This is a genomic window from Bacillus gaemokensis (assembly GCF_001590835.1).
GTDB classification, from domain to species: domain Bacteria; phylum Bacillota; class Bacilli; order Bacillales; family Bacillaceae_G; genus Bacillus_A; species Bacillus_A gaemokensis.
In genome coordinates, this window is sequence record NZ_LTAQ01000023.1 from 330,742 (window position 1) to 350,908 (window position 20,167).

Sequence of the window (20,167 nt, forward strand, 5' to 3'; positions counted from 1 at the left end):
AGTAATCCCCTGCAAGAGTTAAGCAGGGGATTTGTAATTAAATTCTCACTAAAGTAGCGGCTGTTTCTGGAGTGAAAATACCGCTGTTTTTAATATTTTCAACAACTTGTTGAAGCACTTCTTTATCTTGGACAAGCGCAATGCGGACGAAGCCTTCACCATGTGGTCCAAATGCATGACCAGGCGTTACAACAACGTTTGCGTGATCCATTAATGCGTAAGCAAATTCTAATGAAGTCCACTCTTTTGGTATTTCAGCCCATACGAACATACTACCAGCAGGTTTATCCACATGCCAGCCGAAAGAAGCAAAACCATCAACTAAAGTGTCTCTACGTTCTTGATAGATGATGCGGTTTTTTTGGCAGAAGTCAGCTCCTTCACGTAAGGCAACTGAGGCTGCTTTTTGAATGGGTAAGAACACGCCGTAATCTGTATTTGATTTAAATTGTGTAAGTGCACCAACAACTTCTTCATTTCCAATCATATAACCAATGCGGCTACCTGCTAAGCTATAGCTTTTGGATAGGGAGTTAATCTCCACACCAACTTCTTTTGCGCCAGGTACAGATAAAAAGCTAATTGGTTTCTTGCCATCATAATAAAATTCAGCATAGGCGAAATCGTGTACAACAATAATATGATATTTTTTTGCGAAAGCGATGACTTCTTTGAAGAAATCTTCATACGCCATTGCTGGAACTGGGTTTCCAGGGAAGTTTAAAATCATCATTTTTGCTTGCTTGGCAATTTCTTCAGGAATGTCTTGTAAATTAGGTAAAAAATCATTTTCTTTTTTTAAAGGCATGAAGTAAGATTCAGCACCTGCCATTTGAATACCTGTTTCATAAGCTGTGTATCCAGGATCAGGAACTAAAATTAAATCCCCTGGGTTTGCAAAAACCATAGGTAGGTGAACGAGTCCATCTTGTGATCCCATCAATAGTAATACTTCACGGTTTGGATCTAATATCACATTGTGATTATTATTATAATATTCAGTTACCGCTTCGTGAAAATCTTGAATACCTGTTAATGTATATCCGTAATTTTCTCTTCCGCTTGCTGTATGTACTAATGTTTCTCTTACAATATCAGCGGGAGGCATATCTGGATTACCGATACTTAAATCAATCATTTTGTGCCCGGCTGCAATTTTTTCTTTTTTATAAGCTGCTAATTCACTAAATATAGAAGATTGAAATGCTTTCATTCTAGTTGCTAACGTGTAAGTCATAAAACCCCTCCTAAAAACTGTGCTTTCATTTCTATAGTTTGTATATTCTTTTATTATTCTGAAAACACATAATCCTATTTTATCACTTTTTAATAAGAATATAAAATTAAGTTTTTCAGCTGTTGTTTCTTATGTGCTTATACGTAATTCAAAACGTTGTCGTGTAAACAGAAAAAGAAGGTAATACTAAAAATATGAATTTGATAATGAGATAAAGAGGTGTTTAAGGTGAAACAAATTCCAATTGGCGTATCGAATCGGCATATTCACTTGACAAACGAAGATTTAGAAAAACTTTTTGGAGAAGGATACGAGCTAACGGTTGCAAAAGAACTTTCACAACCGGGAGAATTTGCAGCAGTTGAAACGGTAACAATTAAGACGGAAAAATCCGAAATTTCAAAGGTGAGAATTCTGGGGCCTACTAGGAAATTTACACAAGTTGAAATTTCAAAAACAGATGCGCGTAAGCTGGGGATCAATGCTCCAATTCGTGCATCAGGTAATATTGATGGAACACCAGGAATTACTGCAATTGGTCCAAACGGTTCTCTTCAACTTGATAAAGGTGTAATTGTTGCGGAACGACATATCCACATGACTTCTCAAGATGCTGACAAATTTCAAGTGAAAGATGGACAATATGTAAGTGTTAAAGTAGAAGGAGACAGAGGATTGGTTTTTAATCAAGTATTAATCCGTGTCAAAGATACGTACGCATTAGATATGCATATTGATACAGATGAAGCCAATGGTGGGAATATAAGAACAGGAGACTTAGGTCAGCTCTTACAATAAGAGAAAAATCCATCTCAATTTTGAGATGGATTTTACACGTTTGATACTTGGGAAGTATTCTTACTTGTCTGTTTTTGTTTTGATAATGACATGAAAATAATTAATAATGAAATAGCACCAAAAATAAGCACCATATACTGTAAACCGATTGTATCTAAGAAGAATCCAGTTCCAAGTAAGACAATTTGGAACATAACTCTTTCAAACATATTACGGAAAGAGAAAAGTCGTCCATGATAACTTTTTTCAACTTTTGTTTGGAAAATTGTCGACATGATAGGGAAGAAACAACCAACACTAAAACCAAACAGGCCAAATGATGCAAGTGACATCCATTTTATATCACTAAAGAACAGTGAGAGATGTGCAAAAGCAGTACAGAAAGCGAAGAAATAAAGTAATTTCTCAGGTGAGAAATGATCAGATAGACGCTTAATAACGAAAGCCCCTAACATAAAAGCCACACCTTCAATTGTATAAATAAATCCTTTAATTGTCGGATCATGCTGCATTTCGCTAATATTAATAACCATTAAATTGAAACCAGCGATGAATAAAAGGGGAATGATACTTAAAATAAGTGCCCGAAATGCGATAGGAATCCCTTTTAAAATACGAAATACTTCCATAAAGCTATTATCTTTTGCTGCTTTTTTACTTGATGTATTCGTTTTTTGATCTTCAAATTGTAGGAAAAAGGTTGAAAAGAATAATAAAGCGTATGCTGCCATTGAGAATGCGTACATGTATTGTAAGCTCATAACGACAAGAAGAATGCCTCCTAATGAAGTTCCAGCAATACGAGCGATTGTTCCAATATTCATGTGTACACCGTTCATCTGTAATAGTTCATGTTCACGAACAATAAGTGGAATAACAGACTGCAATGCAGGAAAATAAAAGGCCGCCGAAATTTGAAGGGCGATCATAAAAGCAATCATAAAGGCAATACTTTCATACTGAATAGCAAAAAACATAAAAATAACACTGATAACGCGACCAAAACCTGCGTAGAGGAGAACTTTCTTCTTTTCGTATTGATCGATTACTCGGCCGGCCATTGGTCCTACAAGAACACCGGCTAATAGTCCGATAAATAAAATGACTGATTTCATAAAATCAGAAGGTACATATTTTTGCATAAATTCCAAGTTACCAAGAATACCGAGCCATAAACCAAGTCCTGCAATAAATTCACCAATCAGGACAATCCAGACATTTTTATTCCGCCACATAATAAAACCTCTCAGTCTTTTAAAATAGAAAAAATCGTATATAAAGCCTCCTTTTCATGATTAAATTATAAACATCATTTTTTTAGAGTCAGAGTCTATATTACGTGTTAGGTAATGAAAGTTCAATCTTTTTGATTTAGGTGAAACTATGGTTTTTAAGGTTGGAAATTGAAATTTATATTTTGGAAAATAAAGTGAAATAAATCTAAAATGTTTTTAGGGAGGGATGAATATGATACAACAGTTTTTCAAGAAATTATTTGGTCAGTTTCTACAGGTACATGAAGAAGAAATATTAGGGAAACTTTGTTTTTGGGTTGTGTATTATTACATATCAGTCCCTAAGTTTATTGTGAATTCTAATGGTATTTTAGTGAATACAAATCAAGCGCATGAAGAGTATTTGTACGATACAACAGAAGATTTCTTGGGGGAGTATAGTGGGAAATTAAGAGGTGGATTCTATTTAGAAGTTGGTTTATACCATATCCGGTTAGATGAAATGGTTAGAGAGAAGTGCCGTGAAATGATTTACGCCTATTATTTCCCGCTTTTTGTTTATAGGAACTCGTTATTATGTAAGGAGGCACTAAAAGAAATTGGAGTAAGGGAAACGGAAATTGAATTAGGGAATTATGAAACATTGATTTTTAATCATTGTGTAGAGATAAAAGAATGGATTGATATATATGAAGAAGATATATTCGAGAAATTGTTCATATTATCATTTCCTTTCATTGTACATGCGTATCGAGAAAAAGTTCGAACATATATGAAAAAAGAAGAAAGACAGCCAGATACTATGCTTCTAATACACTGAACAAAGTATCGAGATATAATTTGTTTTTAAACTGAAAATAAAAAGTATAGATGCGAGTTGGTAGTACTCATTCAAGTTATATGTAATTTTCAAATGACCAAAAAGAAGTTTATTAAACCTAAATCATGAGCTCATTGAAAAGAGGATATTTTCATGTTTCTGCTGAAAAGAATATGTAAATATATGTAGAAAGAAGATGATCCAGAATGAGTAATGAAGAACTTGTAAAGACTCAGTTTGGTAGTAATGCGGAAAAGTATGTTAAAAGTAAAATTCATGCAAAAGGCCCCGATTTACAATATTTAGTTCAACAAGTGCAAGGTCGTAAAAATATTCATCTTCTTGATATTGCTACAGGCGGTGGACATGTTGCTAATTTATTAGCTCCAGTATTTCAAGATGTAGTTGCTCTTGATTTAACGGAGAAAATGTTAGAGAATGCGAAAGAATTTATCCTTACAAATGGACATGATAATGTGTCATTTGTAGTAGGAAATGCTGAAGAATTACCATTTGCTGCTGCATCGTTTGATACAATTGTTTGTCGCATCGCAGCACATCATTTTTTAAATCCTTCTCAATTTATTAGCGAAGTACATCGCACATTAGAAGAAAAAGGCTTGTTTATTTTGATTGATAATGTCTCACCAGAAAATCTAGAATACGATACATTTTATAATTTCATTGAAAAGAAACGAGATCCAAGTCACAGGCGAGCATTGAAAAAAACAGAATGGATTTCATTGTTAGAAAAGAGTGGTTTACAAATGCAATCATGTCTCACATTTGAGAAACAATTTAACTTTGATTGGTGGTGCGATATGATGGATGTACCATTACAAAAGCGGATAAAGTTAACAGACTGTATGATGAGAACATCAAATGAAATGCAGGAGTTTTTCAAAATTCATTTCAAAAATAATAAGGTGGAATCTTTTTATACGGAGATGGCACTCTTTGTATGCCAGAAGAGTGCCACACTAAAAAGATAATTGTCTTGCAGTCTTTCACATGTACGATATACTTATTACAGAGAAAACAAGTATTAAGGAGTAGTAATTATGATTCGTGTACGTGTTGAAGGAACTGAGACAGAGATTGTTGAATTTTTGGAAAGGATGCCTGAAATTCCAGGGTTTGAAAAAACTCATGTTAGGGAGCCGAGAAAAGGAAACAATCCAAAATATAATGCAAGTAAGAACGTATTAGCATATCTATCTTATAAAAAGATGGAGGCCGCCGGTAAATAGGCGGCTTTTTTGTTTTATACTGTTTCACCGCCTTGTCTTTTTCGCATAATAATAATAGTAGAATATGATGGGGAGGAGGAAGAAGGGTTAATAAGAAAATAATCTTTTTTGGAGATTTCGGTATTGATGATGCCGTTGCCTTAATTTATGTAGAGAAGACATGTAAGCTTAATATTATTGGGATTGTAGCGGATTATGGCAACATTTCAAGAGAAATTGTAACTGAAAATGTTTATTTTATGCTACAAGAGTGAAAGTGATAAAAGGGGCAAGCCGACCAATGACGGCAGAAGAGCCTTTGTTCTTTCCTGAGATTCATGGAGACCATGGATTAGGACCGATAATCCCACCGAAAATGAGGATACAGGAAAGAGAAAACTTTTGTGAAGTGATTAAGTTAATTGAACCTTGTCCGGAAGATATTATTATTGTGGCGACAGGGCGTTTGACCTCACTTGCAACATTATTCCTTTTGTATCCAGATTTAATGAACCGAGTATGTGCGTATTATATAATGGGTGGCGCATTTTTATTCCCAGGTAACGTTACTCCTGTTTCAGAGGCGAATTTTTATGGAGATCCAATTGCGGCAAATATTGTTATGAAATACGCAAAGAATGCTAGTATTTACCCATTAAACGTAACACAGCGAGCACTTATTACCCCTGAAATGGTAAGTATTATTAATAAAAAGGGAACAGGTCAAGCGAAGCTAATTAAACTAATGATTGATTTTTATTATGAGAATTTTTATAAAAAAGAATACCCTGGAATTAGTGGAAGTCCTATTCACGATTTATTACCGTTCATTGCACTAATTCAAGATGATATCTTTGAGTACAAGAAATCGGCTGTATGGGTTAGTACGACAAATGATGTAACCAGGGGACAAAGCGTAGCGGACTTTAGAAAAATAGCTGAGCCTACAAGATTTGATAATCGACCTGTACAAAGAATTGCAGTTGATTTCAGCTATCAAGCATTCAAAAAGGAATTTATGAGTACGATGTTACAACCAGATTGTTCTTAGATGGTATCTATACGGATGAATGGAAAACAAGAACAATCTGAGCTGGAAGTGGAGACTTTATTAATTAAGATATGTGAATGGAGAAAAATTTAATCCCATATATCTGGGCGTTCAATTTGCATCGTTCGCATATAATCCAATAATTGTCCCGTATGAACACCTTCATGGTATGCGATTCGTAGCAGCATGTCGCCTAAAGAACGAATATAACCAGTATATCCAAGCTCAGTTAAATCTGAACGATCAATTTTTATGTGCTCTAAGTCGTCATTTGATAAGGATTTGACAAAATTGATAAACTGTTCATGATAAGGCTCGGCAAAGTTAAGTTCATCTTGAATAGATGTAAATGCTCTTGCTTCAAAAGGGTAAACTGGATTCTGTACGCTGCCTCTATTTTTTAGTATCTGTAGATAACCGTATTCTGCTGCCAGAACATGTCGTATCATTTCTTTACAACTTAACGCTTCAGCATCAGGTTTCCAATCCAATTTATTACTTGGGATAGCTGTCCAAACCTTTATACTTCGTCTTCTAACTTCAGCTAGGTTAAGCAATAAAAAATCAATATTGTTCATTCGAATTTCTCCCCTTATTTTTAGATTCCAGATATATTTCACTGAATTTTTAGAATAAAATCAAAACATTTGTTCGTTTTTGGAGTAGATGGAACTTTATAATTATTATTTTAAAAGTCTTTATAACCTTAAGTAAGATTAGAGGATAAAAGATATAAGGTATGAATAAAAAATTAGTCTAAATATTTTTAGGAACACAAATCATTTAAAGTATAACTTATTAAGAAAAGTAACATAACTAACGGTAAGCAATGGTTTATTTTATTATTTGTTGGTTTTTAATAAAGGAGGAAATGATATGACATTTATATGGTCTTTAATCGTCGGTGGTATTTTAGGTTGGTTTGCAAGCCTTATTACTGGAAAAGATGTACCTGGTGGAGTTATCGGTAATATTATTGCAGGTATCATCGGTTCATGGGTTGGTACAGCGTTACTTGGTAAATTCGGTCCTATTATAGGTGGATTTGCGATTATTCCAGCCTTAATTGGTGCAATTATCTTAATTTTCATTGTGAGCTTCTTATTACGTGCAATGAGGAAATAAAGGATGAGGGGCTGTTTACTTTGTAAGCAGTCCTTTTTGTATTATCTTGTCTAATCTGTTATGCTACTGTTATACAATTAGGAGGTGTCAGCATTGAAATCATTTACAGTAAACTTTCATCAAGAAGACAATGCAAAAGCAACAACAGTACATAAGTTAAGTGAAGAGGACTTCAATCAAGCAACAGAAAAGGGTACTCGTCATTTATTTGATTTAGATACAAATGTTGGTTTCTTTGTATTCTTTGATGCAGAAGACAAAGAAGGAAACGAACAATACTTAATGTTGCAATATGAAGGGGATCATCAAGAACCAAGTGCTTGCTACGGATTTGATTTGAAATTATTCTATCAATTTTTAGCACTATATTTAAATGATCTTGAATTCCAAGGTGAAACAAATGAAGAAGAAGAAGAATACGGTCCAATTCATCATTTAGCTCACTTACTTTACCATATTGTTGAAGATGGAAAAAATATCGAAGTATAAGTACATAACGAAAGCTGCCTTTTAAAGGGCAGCTTTTTTATTTTTTGATATGATCATATGTTCAAGTTTTTCTTTAATAAGGAAGGGGATGTTATTTATCATTTTAACCGAGAAGACTCCTTCCTCTAAACGAAGTGAAGGTGGGGGATGAATCGGTTTTTTCTTTTTTTTAAAGAAAAAACATTCTTTGTAGAACGTATGTTTGTTTTGTTGCATAATTGTCTTATTAAACAAAATGAGGTGAGAACAGGTGAAGAAAGCGTATTTTTCGAAACGAATCTATAAGATAGATTTACCACATGAAATGGTAGATATATTAGTACAGACAATGGAAATATTTAATAGGGCGAAACGATATGCGTTTCAAACAATCGTCCGAGAAAAACGTTGGAACCGTAAGATGCATGCGGATAGTCTTCATCTTGTTCTCAAACGGAAATATCAATTGAATGATTACTATGCAAACAGTGCGATGCAAGAAGCAAAGGCATTGTTTACAGGTTTAATAGCGTTACAGAAAATATATGAGAAACAAACACAAGAGAAGCTGGGGAAAATCAAAAAGAAATTGAAGCAAGAACGTACAAAACTGACAAAGCTTCGTAAAATCAAACAAAGTTGTGTGAAAGGAAAGATTACGTTTCCCAAAAACTCCCGCTTTTCGAAGAACAACAAGATCATTTCCTTATCTCGTAATGAAGATATATTGGTTTGGGCGAATGAATATTTGTTTGAGCACCAGTACTTAGATGTTCAAATCAAATGGCTGAAGGTAAAAATCGGCCGTTTGACTCAAAGGTAATACCGTTTGGAACAGGAACGTGAATCGTACCAAAACTATATTCCGAGCGCAGTATTTGGAAGTAAAAAACTGTTTCGGTCTCAATTTATAATCGATGAGTTTATACATAACCATGACAAATGGAAAACATTGTTTTCCCATGCTCGAAATAAACAACTCATTCTATCTGGCCGTAAAGATGCCAAACACGGAAATTTTGTGTTTCAGTATGTTGCCCAGAATCAGGAGTTATGGATGACAACAAGTACAGGAAAAACGCTTATGTTTCCAGCTGTCACATTCCCATATGGGCAAGAAACTGTCGAAGAAATGATTACAAACCAATTACAGTGTAAGAATAAGAAAAAACATGGCAAACCGATTGCGTGGTCTGTGGAAGATTATGGCGAGTATTATATTGTGAAATGTTTAATCGATGTACCACAAAATCCTCACACGAATGATAGTAAATCCGATGGTGTGATGGGTGTAGATTGTAATCTAGATCATTTTGCTTGGGCAAATATAACCAAAGATGGGAATTACAAAGGAAGTGGTTCTCTCCGTTTTTCCATTATAGATAAATCTACTGGACAAATCACAAAGATAATCGAAGCGGAAGCCATGCGCTTAGTTGACTTAGCAGAGCGATATAACAAACCGATTGTGATGGAGAAACTTAATACAACTCAATCTAAAACAGGTGATCGATACGGAAATAAGCGAGCGAATCGAATGAAGAGTCTGTTCGCTTATCAGAAGATGACAGACGCAATTCTGGGTCGTGCGGATAAAATGGGCGTGGCTGTCTTTCAAGTCAATCCAGCTTACACTTCAATCTCAGGAAAGATGAAATATATGTGGAAGTTTGGGATTTCAATCCATCAATCGGCCGCCTTTACAATTGGTCGTCGTGGATTAGGATACAAAGAAAAAGTACCTCAAGTGCTTCAGCCTTATATTCCAAAGAAAGACGCACATCACTGGAGCCATTGGCATCAATTAAACAATCGATTGGATATTCGTACGCATCATTTCTATCAGTTATATGATGTGAATCAGTCGAAAGAGGCATTACAAATCGAGCGATTAGACTTATTTGAAAGTGAAAAGAAAAAACTCACAAAACTATTTGCATAATGAAAAAAGATCCCCTTGTCCCAATCTCTTACGCTTGTCACCAGAGCAGATAACAGGTCTAGGAACTGGATGCATGACAAGGTGTTCTTTTCCTCGATATAGTAAGAAAGTAGCTGTACCTTTTCTGTTTTCCTCGGAAGATAGAAAGTGGTCGTCTTGCCGAAAGACACTACCAGATTTCTATATCGTTGTATCCTCTTTGTTGAACGAGAGGAAGTGTTTTTGTTAGGGCGGAAACAGTAGAATCCCCCACCTCAAGCTCATGTAGAGGTAGGTGGGGGGAGTTCAATTCTTTTCCAAACAGTACTTACATCTAATTTTTCGTTATAAATCATCTGATACAATAAAATACTTATATGAATTAAAGTAATTTTTTTAGTAGTAGGTACAGAATGATAGTAATAGATTCCATCTTGTATTCCGGTAACTAAGCCAAATTCATTCATGAGTTTAATAACCATATCTTCCGATAAACGTGGATAGGTAGAAGGGCCAATGATAAGAGTTCCTTCTATGTATTCATGATCTGCAATGTGAATTACAACGAAATTTTCAAGATAATGACTGGCTTTAATAAAGGTTCTCAAATTTTCGACGTTCGTTCTAATGATCCAGAACTTCATGCATTGACTTTACAGGCAATTGAAAAGCTCTTAGGAAAACCGATGTCAATTAAGGTAACTGGAAATGACAAAATATATATTTATAAGGCAAACGATCAATTTGAAGTGAAATTTGTTATCCAAAATTCTACTAGGAAAGTTGATCATATTTCTGTATTTTCTCCGGAGGACAGTATTAATAATATGGCAGGGTAGTAGATATAAGAAAAAGAGCTGTTCTTTCATAAGGACAGCTCTTTTGATTTGTTACGTTCTACTGAATAAACAAAGTAAGTTTGAATGGTTCCTCCGATTATTAACAAGCAGGCACAAATATAAAATAGGGTGCTACCGCTTAAGTGATTTAATACAAAGGCTCCAATAACGGGGCCGCATGTTCGAGAAATATCCCAGTGTATGCCGTAAATAGAGAAATACAATCCGCGATTGTGACTTGGTGCTATTCTTGAAACAAATCGTAATAAATGATTTAAAGCGATACTTTCTCCGATTGTCAAGAAAAGCAATGTGAAGAAGAGTGACCATAATGTTGTAGAATAGCCATACCCAATGGCTGCTAGCGTATAGAAAATATATGAGATCACGATTATTTTGGGCATAGAAAACCGTTCAGAGCATTTTACAAGACCAACTTGCAGTATGATTTCCATTATCGCTTTACAAGTTGAGATGAACGCTAGGACAAATAGGAAATTTGGAAAGATATTTTCTGCAAATACACGATAATTGGTTTCAGTTTGGGCATAGAAAAAGCTAATCGGAAGAGTAGATAGCATCAGTCCGAATACAGCGTAATGTCTAAAGATAAACTGTTTACGTGTAGTTACTTGTGCTAATCTTTCATTAGTTTGAATCATTGGTGCTGTTTCTGGAAGCTGTGTCCATACGAGAACTGCATACAATAGGAGAGCAACAGCTTGAATGATAAATAAGTATTTAGGGTGACTATTATAAAAAAAGGCACCAAGTAATGGACCAATTACAGCACCGATAGCTCCTACTGTTTGGAGAACAGCGAATATTTCAGCTTGTTTTTCTTGTTTCGTTAAATCTGCAATTTGAGCACGCTGAGCAGGAATATATAAGGAGCGGCCAATGCCATTCATCATATATAACAAAGCAAAGAATGCTACTGATTCAGCAAACACAAATCCGCCTATTGCAATTGCTTGCACGAATAACCCGAGTAACATGATCTTTTTTCTGCCGTAACGATCTGTTACACCTCCAGCAATTAGTGTGAACACAATATCAGAAAGTGGCTGCAATCCAAACAGAAGCATTGTAAGGATTACATTACCTTCTAGCGCTTTATTGACATGTACAATAAAGATAATGGCTAACATGGCCTCAGTTGTTCGTGTTAATAATTCACCTAATAATCGAATTCGAATTGGTTTATTATAGCGCTTTATAAGATTGTTCATTTTTTAGTTCCTCCTTTCTATATTGAAATCTTAAGATAGAAGCAAGAAATGAAAAAGGGTAGAATGAAAGAGGAGAATTTTTCATCTTTTAGGGGGATCAGTATGGTTATTTTGGAGCAGTACATACAGCTGTGGCTCCAGTATGGAAAAGGAAGAACAGAGGGAGAAAAAATAGAAATATCATTACAAAATATATCGGAAACATTATTTTGTACGGATCGTAATAGTAAATTTATTATCAAAAGATTAGAAGAGTTAGCTTGGATTTGTTGGTTTCCAGGCCGCGGGAGAGGGAATCGATCAAAGTTAGCGTTTCAAAAAAATCCGATTTCTTTAGTTTTAGAAAAGGGGAAAGAAATAACGAAACAAGGGGATGTAAAGGGCGGAAAAACATTTGTTGAACAATATAGCTTGTATTTTCCTTTGTTGGAAAAGCAATTTCAAAGTTGGATAGATTCCATATTCGGTTATCAAATTGAAATGACTTCTCAAGGAAGACAAGATGTACTTCGTTTACAAGTTGGAATGAATCTGGGGATTTCTTTGGATCCTATATACGCTACGATGCGTTCAGAATGCCATATGGTGAAACATATTTATGACACACTTATATATGTTAACGAAAGTACAAATACAATCGAACCGAGACTTGCGTTTCACTGGGAATATAATGATCATCAAAAAGTATGGACTTTTTATTTACGTAAAGGCGTTCAATTTCATAATGGAAGACGATTTACAGCTCATGATGTTGTATATACATTTAATAGGTTTATACAAAAGGAGAATAACCCGCATTTGTGGATGCTTCAACATATTGAAAGCATGCATATTGTAGATGAATATATCGTGGAGATTCACTTACATACAGAAAATCAGTTATTCTTATATGGTTTAAGTGCAGAACAGTGTTCTATTGTAATGGAAGATGAGAAAGACAACTTAACTGGAACAGGACCATTTAAACTATGTGAAAATAATGAGTCTATTTTTGTATTAGAAGCCCATGATTTGTATTTTCGTGAACGACCCTTTCTTGATCGAATTGAACTATGGAATGTGCGACAAAGTATTGATACATATGATGTTTTAGTGAAAGCACAACATAAAGATATAGAAAAGCATTATAAAGAACTTTCTAAACTGGAGTCTAATGTAACTTACATAACGTTAAACACTGAAAAACAAGGACCGATGCAGGATGTAGTATTTCGAAAAGCATTACATAAAATTATTCATGGTAACAAAATAATAGATGAGTTAGAGGGGGAGCGTGGTGAAGTAGCGGAGGAATTATTATTAACGAATCACTCTGTTCCAGAAATAAAAGAGGATATTCATACTTTAATACAAAGTAGTAAATATGATGATGAAACATTATATTTGTATACGTTTAAGAGAAGAGATCATGTAGAAGATTCAGAGTGGGTTCAAAAAGAATGTGCCAAGTATGGAATTGTAATTGAAATAGAATTTCTCGATACATCGGAATTATTGCAGGTTAAAACGATAAAGCAAGCAGATATCATTCATGATAGTGCTACAATTAGCGAGCAAACAGAAGGTAGTTTGCTGTATATGTTTCTTTCAAAAAATAGCTTTATTCATCAGCATAGTTTTCTTGATTTTAATGAACAATTACGGCCATATTTTATTGAACATAGTTTAGAGAAACGAATTACACTGTTACGCGATATCGAGGACACAGTGTTGCGTAACATTCATATCATTCCTTTATATCGCAATAAACAGCACATAAGTACACATGAAAAAGTACAAAATATAATGATTAACTCTCAAGGTTGGATTGATTTTTATAATGTATGGTTTAAACCTTAATGAATAAGGGTTCTTTCGGTTTTTAATGAAATCCGAAAGGCCCTTTTTGTATGGAATCAAAGCTTGATTTCATACATTGTTACGTACACTTTTATAAACACCTATTTACGACGTAACAGTGTTATGTTACATTGTTATCGGGAAGGAGTGTTATACAGTTGAGTACGGATTTAATTTCAAAAAAAGATTTATTGGAACTAACTGGTATTTCATACGGACAGCTATATAGGTGGAAAAGAAAGAATTTAATACCCGAAGATTGGTTTGTGAGGAAATCAACTTTTACGGGGCAAGAAACATTTTTTCCGAAAGAAAAGATATTAGAACGTATTGATAAAATCCAAACGATGAAAGAGGACTTGTCTCTTGATGAATTAGCGAATATGTTTTCGCCAAGTGTAACAGAGATTTGTTTAACAAAAGAAGACATAGTACGAAAAGGCATTGCCTCAGAAACGGTTATACAATTTTTTATAGAACAAACCAATAAACCAGGCGAATTTCAATTCGTTGATATTCTCTATGTATATATTTTAGAGGAGCTGCTTCAATCCGGGGAAATTAGTTTGGAAGAAGGTAAGATGGTACTGCAAGTACTACATAAGCACTATGAAATCATTAAACAAAAGAATAGTGAATTAATTGTAGTTCGTAAGCTAGGTATTTCTACATGTTTCTTAGTTTCAAACGTGGAAGATTTACTGTTTGAAAAAGGTACGAAGATAGTCATACGCGCGGCAATCATGAATTATACAGAAGCATTAAAAACAAAACTGTTGTAGTGGAGGAGAAATAATGCGTACAGAAAAATTAATTATAAATGGCTACGGTTCTTCTAATGGTGGAGAGTTTTATAAAGTTCAGTTAAATGGAAAAGGAACTGTGAATGGAAATATTGACTGTGATGACTTTGAATGTAATGGGTCAGGTAATGTAAATGGTGATTTGAAAAGTGAACGTACAAGGATTAGCGGCTCTGGAAAAGTTGATGGGAAAGTAAGTACTGAAGACATGCGAATTGATGGAAAAGCAACGATTACAAGAGATGTAAGTGCTAGTAATATGAAGATTTCAGGTAAAGGGACAATTGGTGGCACTTTGACTGGAGAAGAATTAAAGATTCGTGGGCAAGCGACTATAGACGGTAACTGCGAGGTGGATGTTTTTTCATCACAAGGACAATTTACCATCGGCGGTTTACTAAGTGCAGATGAAATTGATATCGATATTCATGGTACATGTAGAGCAAAAGAAATAGGCGGGCAAACAATTAAAGCAAGACAAAGGTTGTCTGTATTTAGTAGACTCTTTAAAACAATGTTTGGATCGCAGTTAGAAGCTGAACTATTAGAAGGCGACAATATTGATATTGACCATGTACAAATTGGTACAGTAAGAGGAAACAATGTTACAGTTGGGCCGAATTGTGAGATTGGGATTATTGAATATACGGGGGTTCTTCATGTCGATAAAAATGCAAAAGTAAAAGAAATTCAGCAAGTTTAATTTTTTATGGAGAGAGGAATAGGCATGGAAAAGCAAGATAATCTTACTTTGAATGGCTCTGGTAGCTCATCAGGTGGAGCTTATAATAAGGTGAAGATTCGAGGAGAAGGAACCATTTCAAATCATGTTAGTTGTAATGAATTTAAAACATACGGAACAAGTGATGTTCGCGGTGATATGACGGCAAACTCGTATATTGTGTATGGAGATAGTGAAGTACAAGGAGATTTACATGCTGAGTATGTGAAAGTGTATGGTAATGCACAAGTACAGAATGATTGTCATATAAACAAAACAAAAATTCGAGGAATGTTTGAGGTGAATGGAAGGTTAGCTGGAAACTTTGTGGACATTAAAGGAGGACTGACTGTAAAAGAAGATATTGAGGTGGAAGAATTTTTATTAACTGGTGGCCTTGAAAGTGAAGGACTTTTAAACGCAGAGAATATTAACATTTCCTTGCGTTATGAAGGAAGTAAAGTAAGAGAAATTGGCGGGAAAAAGATTACTGTACGAAAGAAAGCTAGATTTATTCCTTTTACAAGCCATACTGGTAACCTTCAGACATCAATTATTGAAGGGGATGACATTTATTTAGAACACACAATAGCTGACATAGTGAGAGGGAACAATGTTACAATTGGTCCTGGTTGTGAAATAAGTGTTGTGGAATATCATACGAGTTTGAACCAAAAAGGAAAATCAATTGTAAAAGAACAGAAACGAATATAGATGTAAGAGGGAGAGCAAGCTATATGGTTGCAAAGAATAGTAAACTTGGCTTTGTTGTTGCCGGTTTATTACTAGGGATTTTAATGGCATCAATGGATAATACCATTGTTGTTACAGCGATGGGAACAATTGTTGGTGATTTAGGCGGATTAGAAAACTTTGTTTGGGTTGTATCCGCATATATGGTAGCAGAAATGGCAGGGATGCCGATCTTTGGAAAACTATCAGATATGTACGGGAGAAAGCGATTCTTTATTTTTGGTCTAATTGTCTTTATGATTGGTTCTGCACTCTGTGGTACAGCGGAAAATATTACACAGTTAGGTATTTATCGTGCCATTCAAGGAATTGGTGGCGGGGCGCTCGTTCCAATTGCTTTTACGATTGTCTTTGATATTTTTCCGCCCGAAAAGCGCGGGAAGATGGGTGGGTTATTTGGTGCAGTCTTTGGATTATCTAGTATTTTCGGGCCGTTGCTCGGCGCATATATTACAGATTACATTAGCTGGCACTGGGTATTTTATATTAACTTACCGCTTGGGATTCTATCACTTATTTTTATTGTGTTCTTTTATAAAGAATCACGAGTTCATCAAAAACAAAAGATCGATTGGTTTGGTGCGATTACATTAGTCGGAGCGGTAGTTTGCTTAATGTTCGCATTAGAACTTGGCGGGCAGAAATATGATTGGGATTCTAATTTTATTTTAAGTTTATTTGCGGCATTTGCTATTTTAATTATCATGTTTATTTTTATCGAAAGAAAAGTGGCAGAACCTATCATCTCATTTGAAATGTTTAAACAACGTTTATTCGGAATGAGTACAATTGTTGCGTTATTTTACGGGGCTGCATTTATGTCAGCTACTGTATATATTCCTCTGTTTATTCAAGGTGTATACGGTGGATCAGCAACAAATTCAGGCTTATTACTATTACCAATGATGCTTGGATCAGTCGTGACAGCACAGTTAGGTGGTTTTTTAACATCAAAGCTTAGTTACCGTAATATCATGATCATTTCAGCTGTAATTATGATCGGTGGATTGTTTTTATTGAGCACATTAACACCAGAAACGAGCCGTGTGTGGTTAACCGTTTATATGATTATTATCGGTTTTGGTGTAGGCTTCTCATTTTCGGTATTAAGTATGGCTGCAATCCATGGCTTTGGTATGAACCAAAGGGGATCAGCAACTTCAACGAGTAACTTTATTCGTTCATTAGGTATGACACTTGGAATTACAATCTTTGGTATGATTCAAAGAACTGGTTTTCAAGATCAGTTGGAAGAAGCATTTAAAGGTATGATCGGCGGGATAAGCAGTAATGCTCTTGGAGATTCAAGAGCTATACTTTCAGAAGGTGCTCGCTCTCAAATTCCACCACAAATATTAGATAAAATTATTGAAGCTCTTTCTAGTTCCATCGTTCATACGTTTATGTGGGCTTTAGTTCCAGCAGGTTTAGCATTCGTATTCATCTTCTTTATGGGAAATGAACGAATGGTATATAAGAAAGAACAAGAAAACATCAAAGTTGAAACATCAAAAGCATAGAAGATGAAAAAACTCCTTTCCAGAGTAGAAAGGAGTTTTTCGTATGTAACTTTATCAATTAGCCTTCGATTATTTCGTATTCTTCGTCTGCTAATAATAAAATCTGTGTTTTTTTGCCTTTGTTTTGTACTTCAATTACATCGTATGTACCTAGGTCTCTTAGTTTATTTTGAGAAACGTTTACCATTACTTCGATAGAATCGATTAAGATATCTTCTTCTATATATGATTCAGGTAATGCCATGTCCTCAGTATCTAATACGCATGCATATAGATTTTGTAAATCAGTAGCAGATGGGTTTTGTTCCTCCACATCAATGATGTTTTTTACTGCTTCCATATTTTCTTCTTTTGCTTGATACACTTTAATTTTAGCCATGCTTCATTCTCCTTTATAACGTAATCGTAGATGCTACAGTTTATTATAACGTTTTTTAGTGGAAAGATGAAATTGTTTCCTTATTATAGTTCTCAATTCATGAACAATAATATTCTCATCTGAAAATTTAGTGAGGAAGATTGTTATTTAGTAAAGGGGAAGGAAATTCTTATTAATTTAAAATCAGTTTGAATTTATTACAAAAGTGTAAGGTTTTTGTAAGGGAAATAGATAAATAAGTTAAAAGCTTTCTGATAGTATACGAGGTGTCACATACTATATAAACACAAATTAAAAAACCGACATAAAGTCTAATTTTTTGGGTGGGAGAGAGAATCCGACCATGCATAGAAGCGGTCAGATCTTCTTCCAGCCCCGTGCCAAGTGAAAACAAAAGGAGAAAACGAGTGGAGATCTCCTTTTGTTTTCGTAGCAGCGACTTATATGTTGAAAAATCAAAATGGATATATATATTAAAACTAGAGGTTGAAAACATGAAGAAACTATTCGTAACTTTGATTGCTTTTCTTGTATTATTAGGTCTATTAATGACTGCTTTTGTAGGTTTTGATTGGGATGTAGCTGGCATGAAACAAAAATTAGGTAAAGAAAAAATGTATGTTCATATTACAGAGAATGGAAAAGAATATGAGGTAGAAAAAGGAGACCCTACGTGGAAGCGTTATGAATACAAAGTAATTGCATATGATGAAAAGGGAAATACGGCAACTATTAAGTTTACTGCTAATAAAAATTTGAAATCAAATGCATTTTTACGTGTGTATGTATTTGATGAAACAAATAATGAGGGATATAAAGGAATCTCATTATACGAAGAAGTACAAGAAAAAGAAGTGCCTAAAAAAGCACTTGAGCAGATGGAGAAAAATAATATATAGCTTGTTCATAGTTGCAAAGACGGTATGTATAATTGTACATACCGTCTTTGTTTTTTGATGAAGCGAATACTAGTATGGAATGAAGTTTGCATTTTAAAATGTTTATAATTTAAACAATAAAACATTTTTATCATATTCTTGTAAACACCAATTATATTTATTCAAAATAGTAGGATGAACAGCCTCTTGATCAGTATTTACTTCTTTAAAACCATGTTTTTTATAAAAAGCTGCAAGTTCCTCGAAAGGGATACAATAGATATTAGATGCATCCGATTGCTTTGCTTCTTGGACTAAAAAAGAGACGAGATTTCCGGCTAATTTGTAGCCTCTATATTTAGGGAGTATATAAATACCACCCATTTCTAATGTGCTTTTATCAATCTTAACTAAACGCCCAAGTCCCGCATATTCTCCGTTATATGTCACAATTGCTACTTTATCTTTTTGTAAATCACTTGGTACAAATCCAATTACTCTATATTGATTATTAATCCATTCTAGATCTTCGGATGAAGCAAATTTGATTCCCATAAAAAATACACCCCTTGAAAAATCTGATATTTCTATTCTATCAGATTTTACTGAAAGAGTCCCCCTACTTCAATCATGTGAAGGGCGAAGCCCAATGATAAGTGGTGGGGTGAATTTCGGTTTGCGAAGCAAAAGCCTTTGCTTTTTATTTTATCTTTGATACAATCAGTCTGATAAGTAATAAAGGTTGGTGTATCAATGAATTTAGATAGTAATAATCATTCGGTATTCAGTTTGCGTTATCACTTGGTATTGGTTATCAAGTACCGTAGAAAAGTGATAACTGATGATATATCAGAGCGTGCGAAAGAGATGTTTGTCTTGCTTGGAGAAAAATATCACATTTCACTACTAGAGTGGAATCACGATATTGACCATGTTCACGTTTTGTTTAAGACACATCCAAAAACAGAGTTATCAAAGTTTATTAATGCCTACAAAAGTGCAAGTTCTCGTATCTTGAAGAAAGAGTTTCCACAAATCCGAAAGAGACTTTGGAAAGAATACTTTTGGTCAAGAAGTTTCTGCTTGCTTACAACAGGTGGAACACCGATTAGTGTTGTACGTCAGTATATCGAAAGTCAAGGAATGAAATGAGGTGAAAAGAATGTTAATCAACAAAGCATATAAGTTTCGTTTATATCCAAACAACAAGCAGGAAGTATTAATTGCGAAAACAATCGGTTCCAGCCGTTTTGTGTTTAATCGCTTCTTGTCCTTATGGAATGAAACGTATCAAACAACAGGAAAAGGCTTAACGTATA

General features: G+C 34.6%; 21 protein-coding genes and 3 pseudogenes. 17 read left to right on the forward strand and 7 right to left on the reverse strand.

The genetic code is table 11. The features are described from left to right. Positions 1 to 37 precede the first annotated feature (37 nt). A complete protein-coding gene (locus AZF08_RS18570) occupies positions 38 to 1,237 on the reverse strand; it encodes an LL-diaminopimelate aminotransferase (protein ID WP_033676612.1) in 1,200 nt (399 codons plus the stop codon). 228 nt (positions 1,238 to 1,465) lie between these two features. Here AZF08_RS18570 and pduL point away from each other — a divergent pair, with 228 nt between their 5' ends. Further along, entirely contained in the window at positions 1,466 to 2,035 is a 570-nt protein-coding gene (gene pduL / locus AZF08_RS18575) for a phosphate propanoyltransferase (RefSeq protein ID WP_033676614.1), read from the forward strand. A gap of 32 nt (positions 2,036 to 2,067) precedes the next feature. Here pduL and AZF08_RS18580 read toward each other — a convergent pair whose 3' ends face one another. After that, a complete protein-coding gene (locus AZF08_RS18580) occupies positions 2,068 to 3,270 on the reverse strand; it encodes an MFS transporter (RefSeq protein ID WP_033676616.1) in 1,203 nt (400 codons plus the stop codon). Between the two features lie 232 nt (positions 3,271 to 3,502). On the opposite strand from AZF08_RS18580, the gene AZF08_RS18585 reads away from it, so the two are divergent. The 4 genes and pseudogenes from AZF08_RS18585 (at position 3,503) to AZF08_RS18600 (ending at position 6,370) form a co-directional block, all read left to right on the forward strand. Next, positions 3,503 to 4,090 carry a hypothetical protein gene (locus AZF08_RS18585; RefSeq protein ID WP_033676618.1) on the forward strand — a complete coding sequence of 196 codons (588 nt, stop codon included), beginning with the start codon at positions 3,503 to 3,505 and terminating at the stop codon, positions 4,088 to 4,090. A 206-nt stretch (positions 4,091 to 4,296) separates the two neighbouring features. Beyond that, a complete protein-coding gene (locus tag AZF08_RS18590; RefSeq protein ID WP_033676620.1) occupies positions 4,297 to 5,082 on the forward strand; it encodes a class I SAM-dependent methyltransferase in 786 nt (261 codons plus the stop codon). Positions 5,083 to 5,151: 69 nt separating this feature from the next. Beyond that, complete coding sequence (locus AZF08_RS18595; protein ID WP_033676622.1) at positions 5,152 to 5,340, forward strand: YvzF family protein; 189 nt, start codon at positions 5,152 to 5,154, stop codon at positions 5,338 to 5,340. A 98-nt stretch (positions 5,341 to 5,438) separates the two neighbouring features. Continuing rightward, positions 5,439 to 6,370: pseudogene (locus AZF08_RS18600) on the forward strand (nucleoside hydrolase). Positions 6,371 to 6,459: 89 nt separating this feature from the next. Here the strand turns inward: AZF08_RS18600 and AZF08_RS18605 are convergent. After that, positions 6,460 to 6,948 (reverse strand): DinB family protein, encoded by a 489-nt coding sequence (locus AZF08_RS18605; protein WP_033676624.1) that lies wholly within the window; start codon positions 6,946 to 6,948, stop codon positions 6,460 to 6,462. A 298-nt stretch (positions 6,949 to 7,246) separates the two neighbouring features. Between AZF08_RS18605 and AZF08_RS18610 the strand changes: the two genes are divergently transcribed. The 3 genes and pseudogenes from AZF08_RS18610 to AZF08_RS18620 all read left to right on the forward strand — a co-directional run bounded on the left by AZF08_RS18610 (position 7,247) and on the right by AZF08_RS18620 (position 9,905). Next, on the forward strand, positions 7,247 to 7,495 hold the full coding sequence (locus AZF08_RS18610) for a GlsB/YeaQ/YmgE family stress response membrane protein (RefSeq protein WP_033676626.1): 249 nt from the start codon (positions 7,247 to 7,249) through the stop codon (positions 7,493 to 7,495). A 93-nt stretch (positions 7,496 to 7,588) separates the two neighbouring features. Beyond that, positions 7,589 to 7,984, forward strand: a complete 396-nt coding sequence (locus AZF08_RS18615; RefSeq protein ID WP_033676628.1) for a hypothetical protein — start codon at positions 7,589 to 7,591, stop codon at positions 7,982 to 7,984. A gap of 250 nt (positions 7,985 to 8,234) precedes the next feature. Continuing rightward, a pseudogene (locus AZF08_RS18620) lies at positions 8,235 to 9,905 on the forward strand (IS200/IS605 family accessory protein TnpB-related protein). Positions 9,906 to 10,165: 260 nt separating this feature from the next. Here the strand turns inward: AZF08_RS18620 and AZF08_RS30055 are convergent. Further along, positions 10,166 to 10,492 carry a hypothetical protein gene (locus AZF08_RS30055; protein ID WP_153019550.1) on the reverse strand — a complete coding sequence of 109 codons (327 nt, stop codon included), beginning with the start codon at positions 10,490 to 10,492 and terminating at the stop codon, positions 10,166 to 10,168. On the opposite strand from AZF08_RS30055, the pseudogene AZF08_RS18625 reads away from it, so the two are divergent. After that, positions 10,472 to 10,723, forward strand: a pseudogene (locus tag AZF08_RS18625) (YjgB family protein); the annotation flags it as partial. The gene AZF08_RS30055 and the pseudogene AZF08_RS18625 sit on opposite strands and share 21 nt — an antisense overlap. 26 nt (positions 10,724 to 10,749) lie before the next feature. Here the strand turns inward: AZF08_RS18625 and AZF08_RS18630 are convergent. After that, complete coding sequence (locus AZF08_RS18630) at positions 10,750 to 11,955, reverse strand: MDR family MFS transporter (protein WP_033678990.1); 1,206 nt, start codon at positions 11,953 to 11,955, stop codon at positions 10,750 to 10,752. A 63-nt stretch (positions 11,956 to 12,018) separates the two neighbouring features. Between AZF08_RS18630 and AZF08_RS18635 the strand changes: the two genes are divergently transcribed. From AZF08_RS18635 to AZF08_RS18655, 5 genes are all read left to right on the forward strand, one after another. Further along, complete coding sequence (locus AZF08_RS18635; protein WP_033678992.1) at positions 12,019 to 13,794, forward strand: ABC transporter substrate-binding protein; 1,776 nt, start codon at positions 12,019 to 12,021, stop codon at positions 13,792 to 13,794. A gap of 158 nt (positions 13,795 to 13,952) precedes the next feature. Further along, positions 13,953 to 14,576 (forward strand): YhbD family protein, encoded by a 624-nt coding sequence (locus AZF08_RS18640; RefSeq protein ID WP_033678989.1) that lies wholly within the window; start codon positions 13,953 to 13,955, stop codon positions 14,574 to 14,576. Between the two features lie 13 nt (positions 14,577 to 14,589). Next, positions 14,590 to 15,300 carry a polymer-forming cytoskeletal protein gene (locus AZF08_RS18645; RefSeq protein WP_033678988.1) on the forward strand — a complete coding sequence of 237 codons (711 nt, stop codon included), beginning with the start codon at positions 14,590 to 14,592 and terminating at the stop codon, positions 15,298 to 15,300. Positions 15,301 to 15,324: 24 nt separating this feature from the next. Continuing rightward, positions 15,325 to 16,032 (forward strand): polymer-forming cytoskeletal protein, encoded by a 708-nt coding sequence (locus AZF08_RS18650; RefSeq protein ID WP_033678987.1) that lies wholly within the window; start codon positions 15,325 to 15,327, stop codon positions 16,030 to 16,032. 23 nt (positions 16,033 to 16,055) lie between these two features. Continuing rightward, the gene (locus AZF08_RS18655; RefSeq protein ID WP_033678986.1) at positions 16,056 to 17,591 is read left to right on the forward strand and encodes an MDR family MFS transporter; all 1,536 of its coding nucleotides are present in this window, start codon (positions 16,056 to 16,058) and stop codon (positions 17,589 to 17,591) included. A gap of 58 nt (positions 17,592 to 17,649) precedes the next feature. Here the strand turns inward: AZF08_RS18655 and AZF08_RS18660 are convergent, their stop codons facing one another. Beyond that, positions 17,650 to 17,970 (reverse strand): hypothetical protein, encoded by a 321-nt coding sequence (locus AZF08_RS18660; protein ID WP_033678985.1) that lies wholly within the window; start codon positions 17,968 to 17,970, stop codon positions 17,650 to 17,652. 494 nt (positions 17,971 to 18,464) lie between these two features. Here AZF08_RS18660 and AZF08_RS18665 point away from each other — a divergent pair, with 494 nt between their 5' ends. Next, the gene (locus AZF08_RS18665) at positions 18,465 to 18,869 is read left to right on the forward strand and encodes a YxeA family protein (RefSeq protein WP_033678991.1); all 405 of its coding nucleotides are present in this window, start codon (positions 18,465 to 18,467) and stop codon (positions 18,867 to 18,869) included. Positions 18,870 to 18,971: 102 nt separating this feature from the next. Here AZF08_RS18665 and AZF08_RS18670 read toward each other — a convergent pair whose 3' ends face one another. Next, a complete protein-coding gene (locus AZF08_RS18670; protein ID WP_033678984.1) occupies positions 18,972 to 19,403 on the reverse strand; it encodes a GNAT family N-acetyltransferase in 432 nt (143 codons plus the stop codon). A 198-nt stretch (positions 19,404 to 19,601) separates the two neighbouring features. Between AZF08_RS18670 and tnpA the strand changes: the two genes are divergently transcribed. Together tnpA and AZF08_RS28980 are read left to right on the forward strand one after the other, a co-directional pair. Then, the gene (gene tnpA / locus AZF08_RS18675) at positions 19,602 to 20,000 is read left to right on the forward strand and encodes an IS200/IS605 family transposase (protein ID WP_063177338.1); all 399 of its coding nucleotides are present in this window, start codon (positions 19,602 to 19,604) and stop codon (positions 19,998 to 20,000) included. Between the two features lie 10 nt (positions 20,001 to 20,010). Continuing rightward, positions 20,011 to 20,167: helix-turn-helix domain-containing protein (locus AZF08_RS28980; RefSeq protein WP_153019551.1), on the forward strand; the 157-nt coding region annotated here is incomplete at its 3' end.

What these genes read in the sequence shown, in the direction of transcription:
- AZF08_RS18570 (WP_033676612.1), bottom strand. Translation starts at nt 1,237, where the DNA reads ATGACTTACACGTTAGCAACTAGAATGAAAGCATTTCAATCTTCTATA.
- AZF08_RS18580 (WP_033676616.1), bottom strand. Translation starts at nt 3,270, where the DNA reads ATGTGGCGGAATAAAAATGTCTGGATTGTCCTGATTGGTGAATTTATT.
- AZF08_RS18585 (WP_033676618.1), top strand. Translation starts at nt 3,503, where the DNA reads ATGATACAACAGTTTTTCAAGAAATTATTTGGTCAGTTTCTACAGGTA.
- AZF08_RS18590 (WP_033676620.1), top strand. Translation starts at nt 4,297, where the DNA reads ATGAGTAATGAAGAACTTGTAAAGACTCAGTTTGGTAGTAATGCGGAA.
- AZF08_RS18595 (WP_033676622.1), top strand. Translation starts at nt 5,152, where the DNA reads ATGATTCGTGTACGTGTTGAAGGAACTGAGACAGAGATTGTTGAATTT.
- AZF08_RS18605 (WP_033676624.1), bottom strand. Translation starts at nt 6,948, where the DNA reads ATGAACAATATTGATTTTTTATTGCTTAACCTAGCTGAAGTTAGAAGA.
- AZF08_RS18610 (WP_033676626.1), top strand. Translation starts at nt 7,247, where the DNA reads ATGACATTTATATGGTCTTTAATCGTCGGTGGTATTTTAGGTTGGTTT.
- AZF08_RS18630 (WP_033678990.1), bottom strand. Translation starts at nt 11,955, where the DNA reads ATGAACAATCTTATAAAGCGCTATAATAAACCAATTCGAATTCGATTA.
- AZF08_RS18635 (WP_033678992.1), top strand. Translation starts at nt 12,019, where the DNA reads ATGAAAGAGGAGAATTTTTCATCTTTTAGGGGGATCAGTATGGTTATT.
- AZF08_RS18645 (WP_033678988.1), top strand. Translation starts at nt 14,590, where the DNA reads ATGCGTACAGAAAAATTAATTATAAATGGCTACGGTTCTTCTAATGGT.
- AZF08_RS18650 (WP_033678987.1), top strand. Translation starts at nt 15,325, where the DNA reads ATGGAAAAGCAAGATAATCTTACTTTGAATGGCTCTGGTAGCTCATCA.
- AZF08_RS18655 (WP_033678986.1), top strand. Translation starts at nt 16,056, where the DNA reads ATGGTTGCAAAGAATAGTAAACTTGGCTTTGTTGTTGCCGGTTTATTA.
- AZF08_RS18660 (WP_033678985.1), bottom strand. Translation starts at nt 17,970, where the DNA reads ATGGCTAAAATTAAAGTGTATCAAGCAAAAGAAGAAAATATGGAAGCA.
- AZF08_RS18665 (WP_033678991.1), top strand. Translation starts at nt 18,465, where the DNA reads ATGAAGAAACTATTCGTAACTTTGATTGCTTTTCTTGTATTATTAGGT.
- AZF08_RS18670 (WP_033678984.1), bottom strand. Translation starts at nt 19,403, where the DNA reads ATGGGAATCAAATTTGCTTCATCCGAAGATCTAGAATGGATTAATAAT.
- tnpA (WP_063177338.1), top strand. Translation starts at nt 19,602, where the DNA reads ATGAATTTAGATAGTAATAATCATTCGGTATTCAGTTTGCGTTATCAC.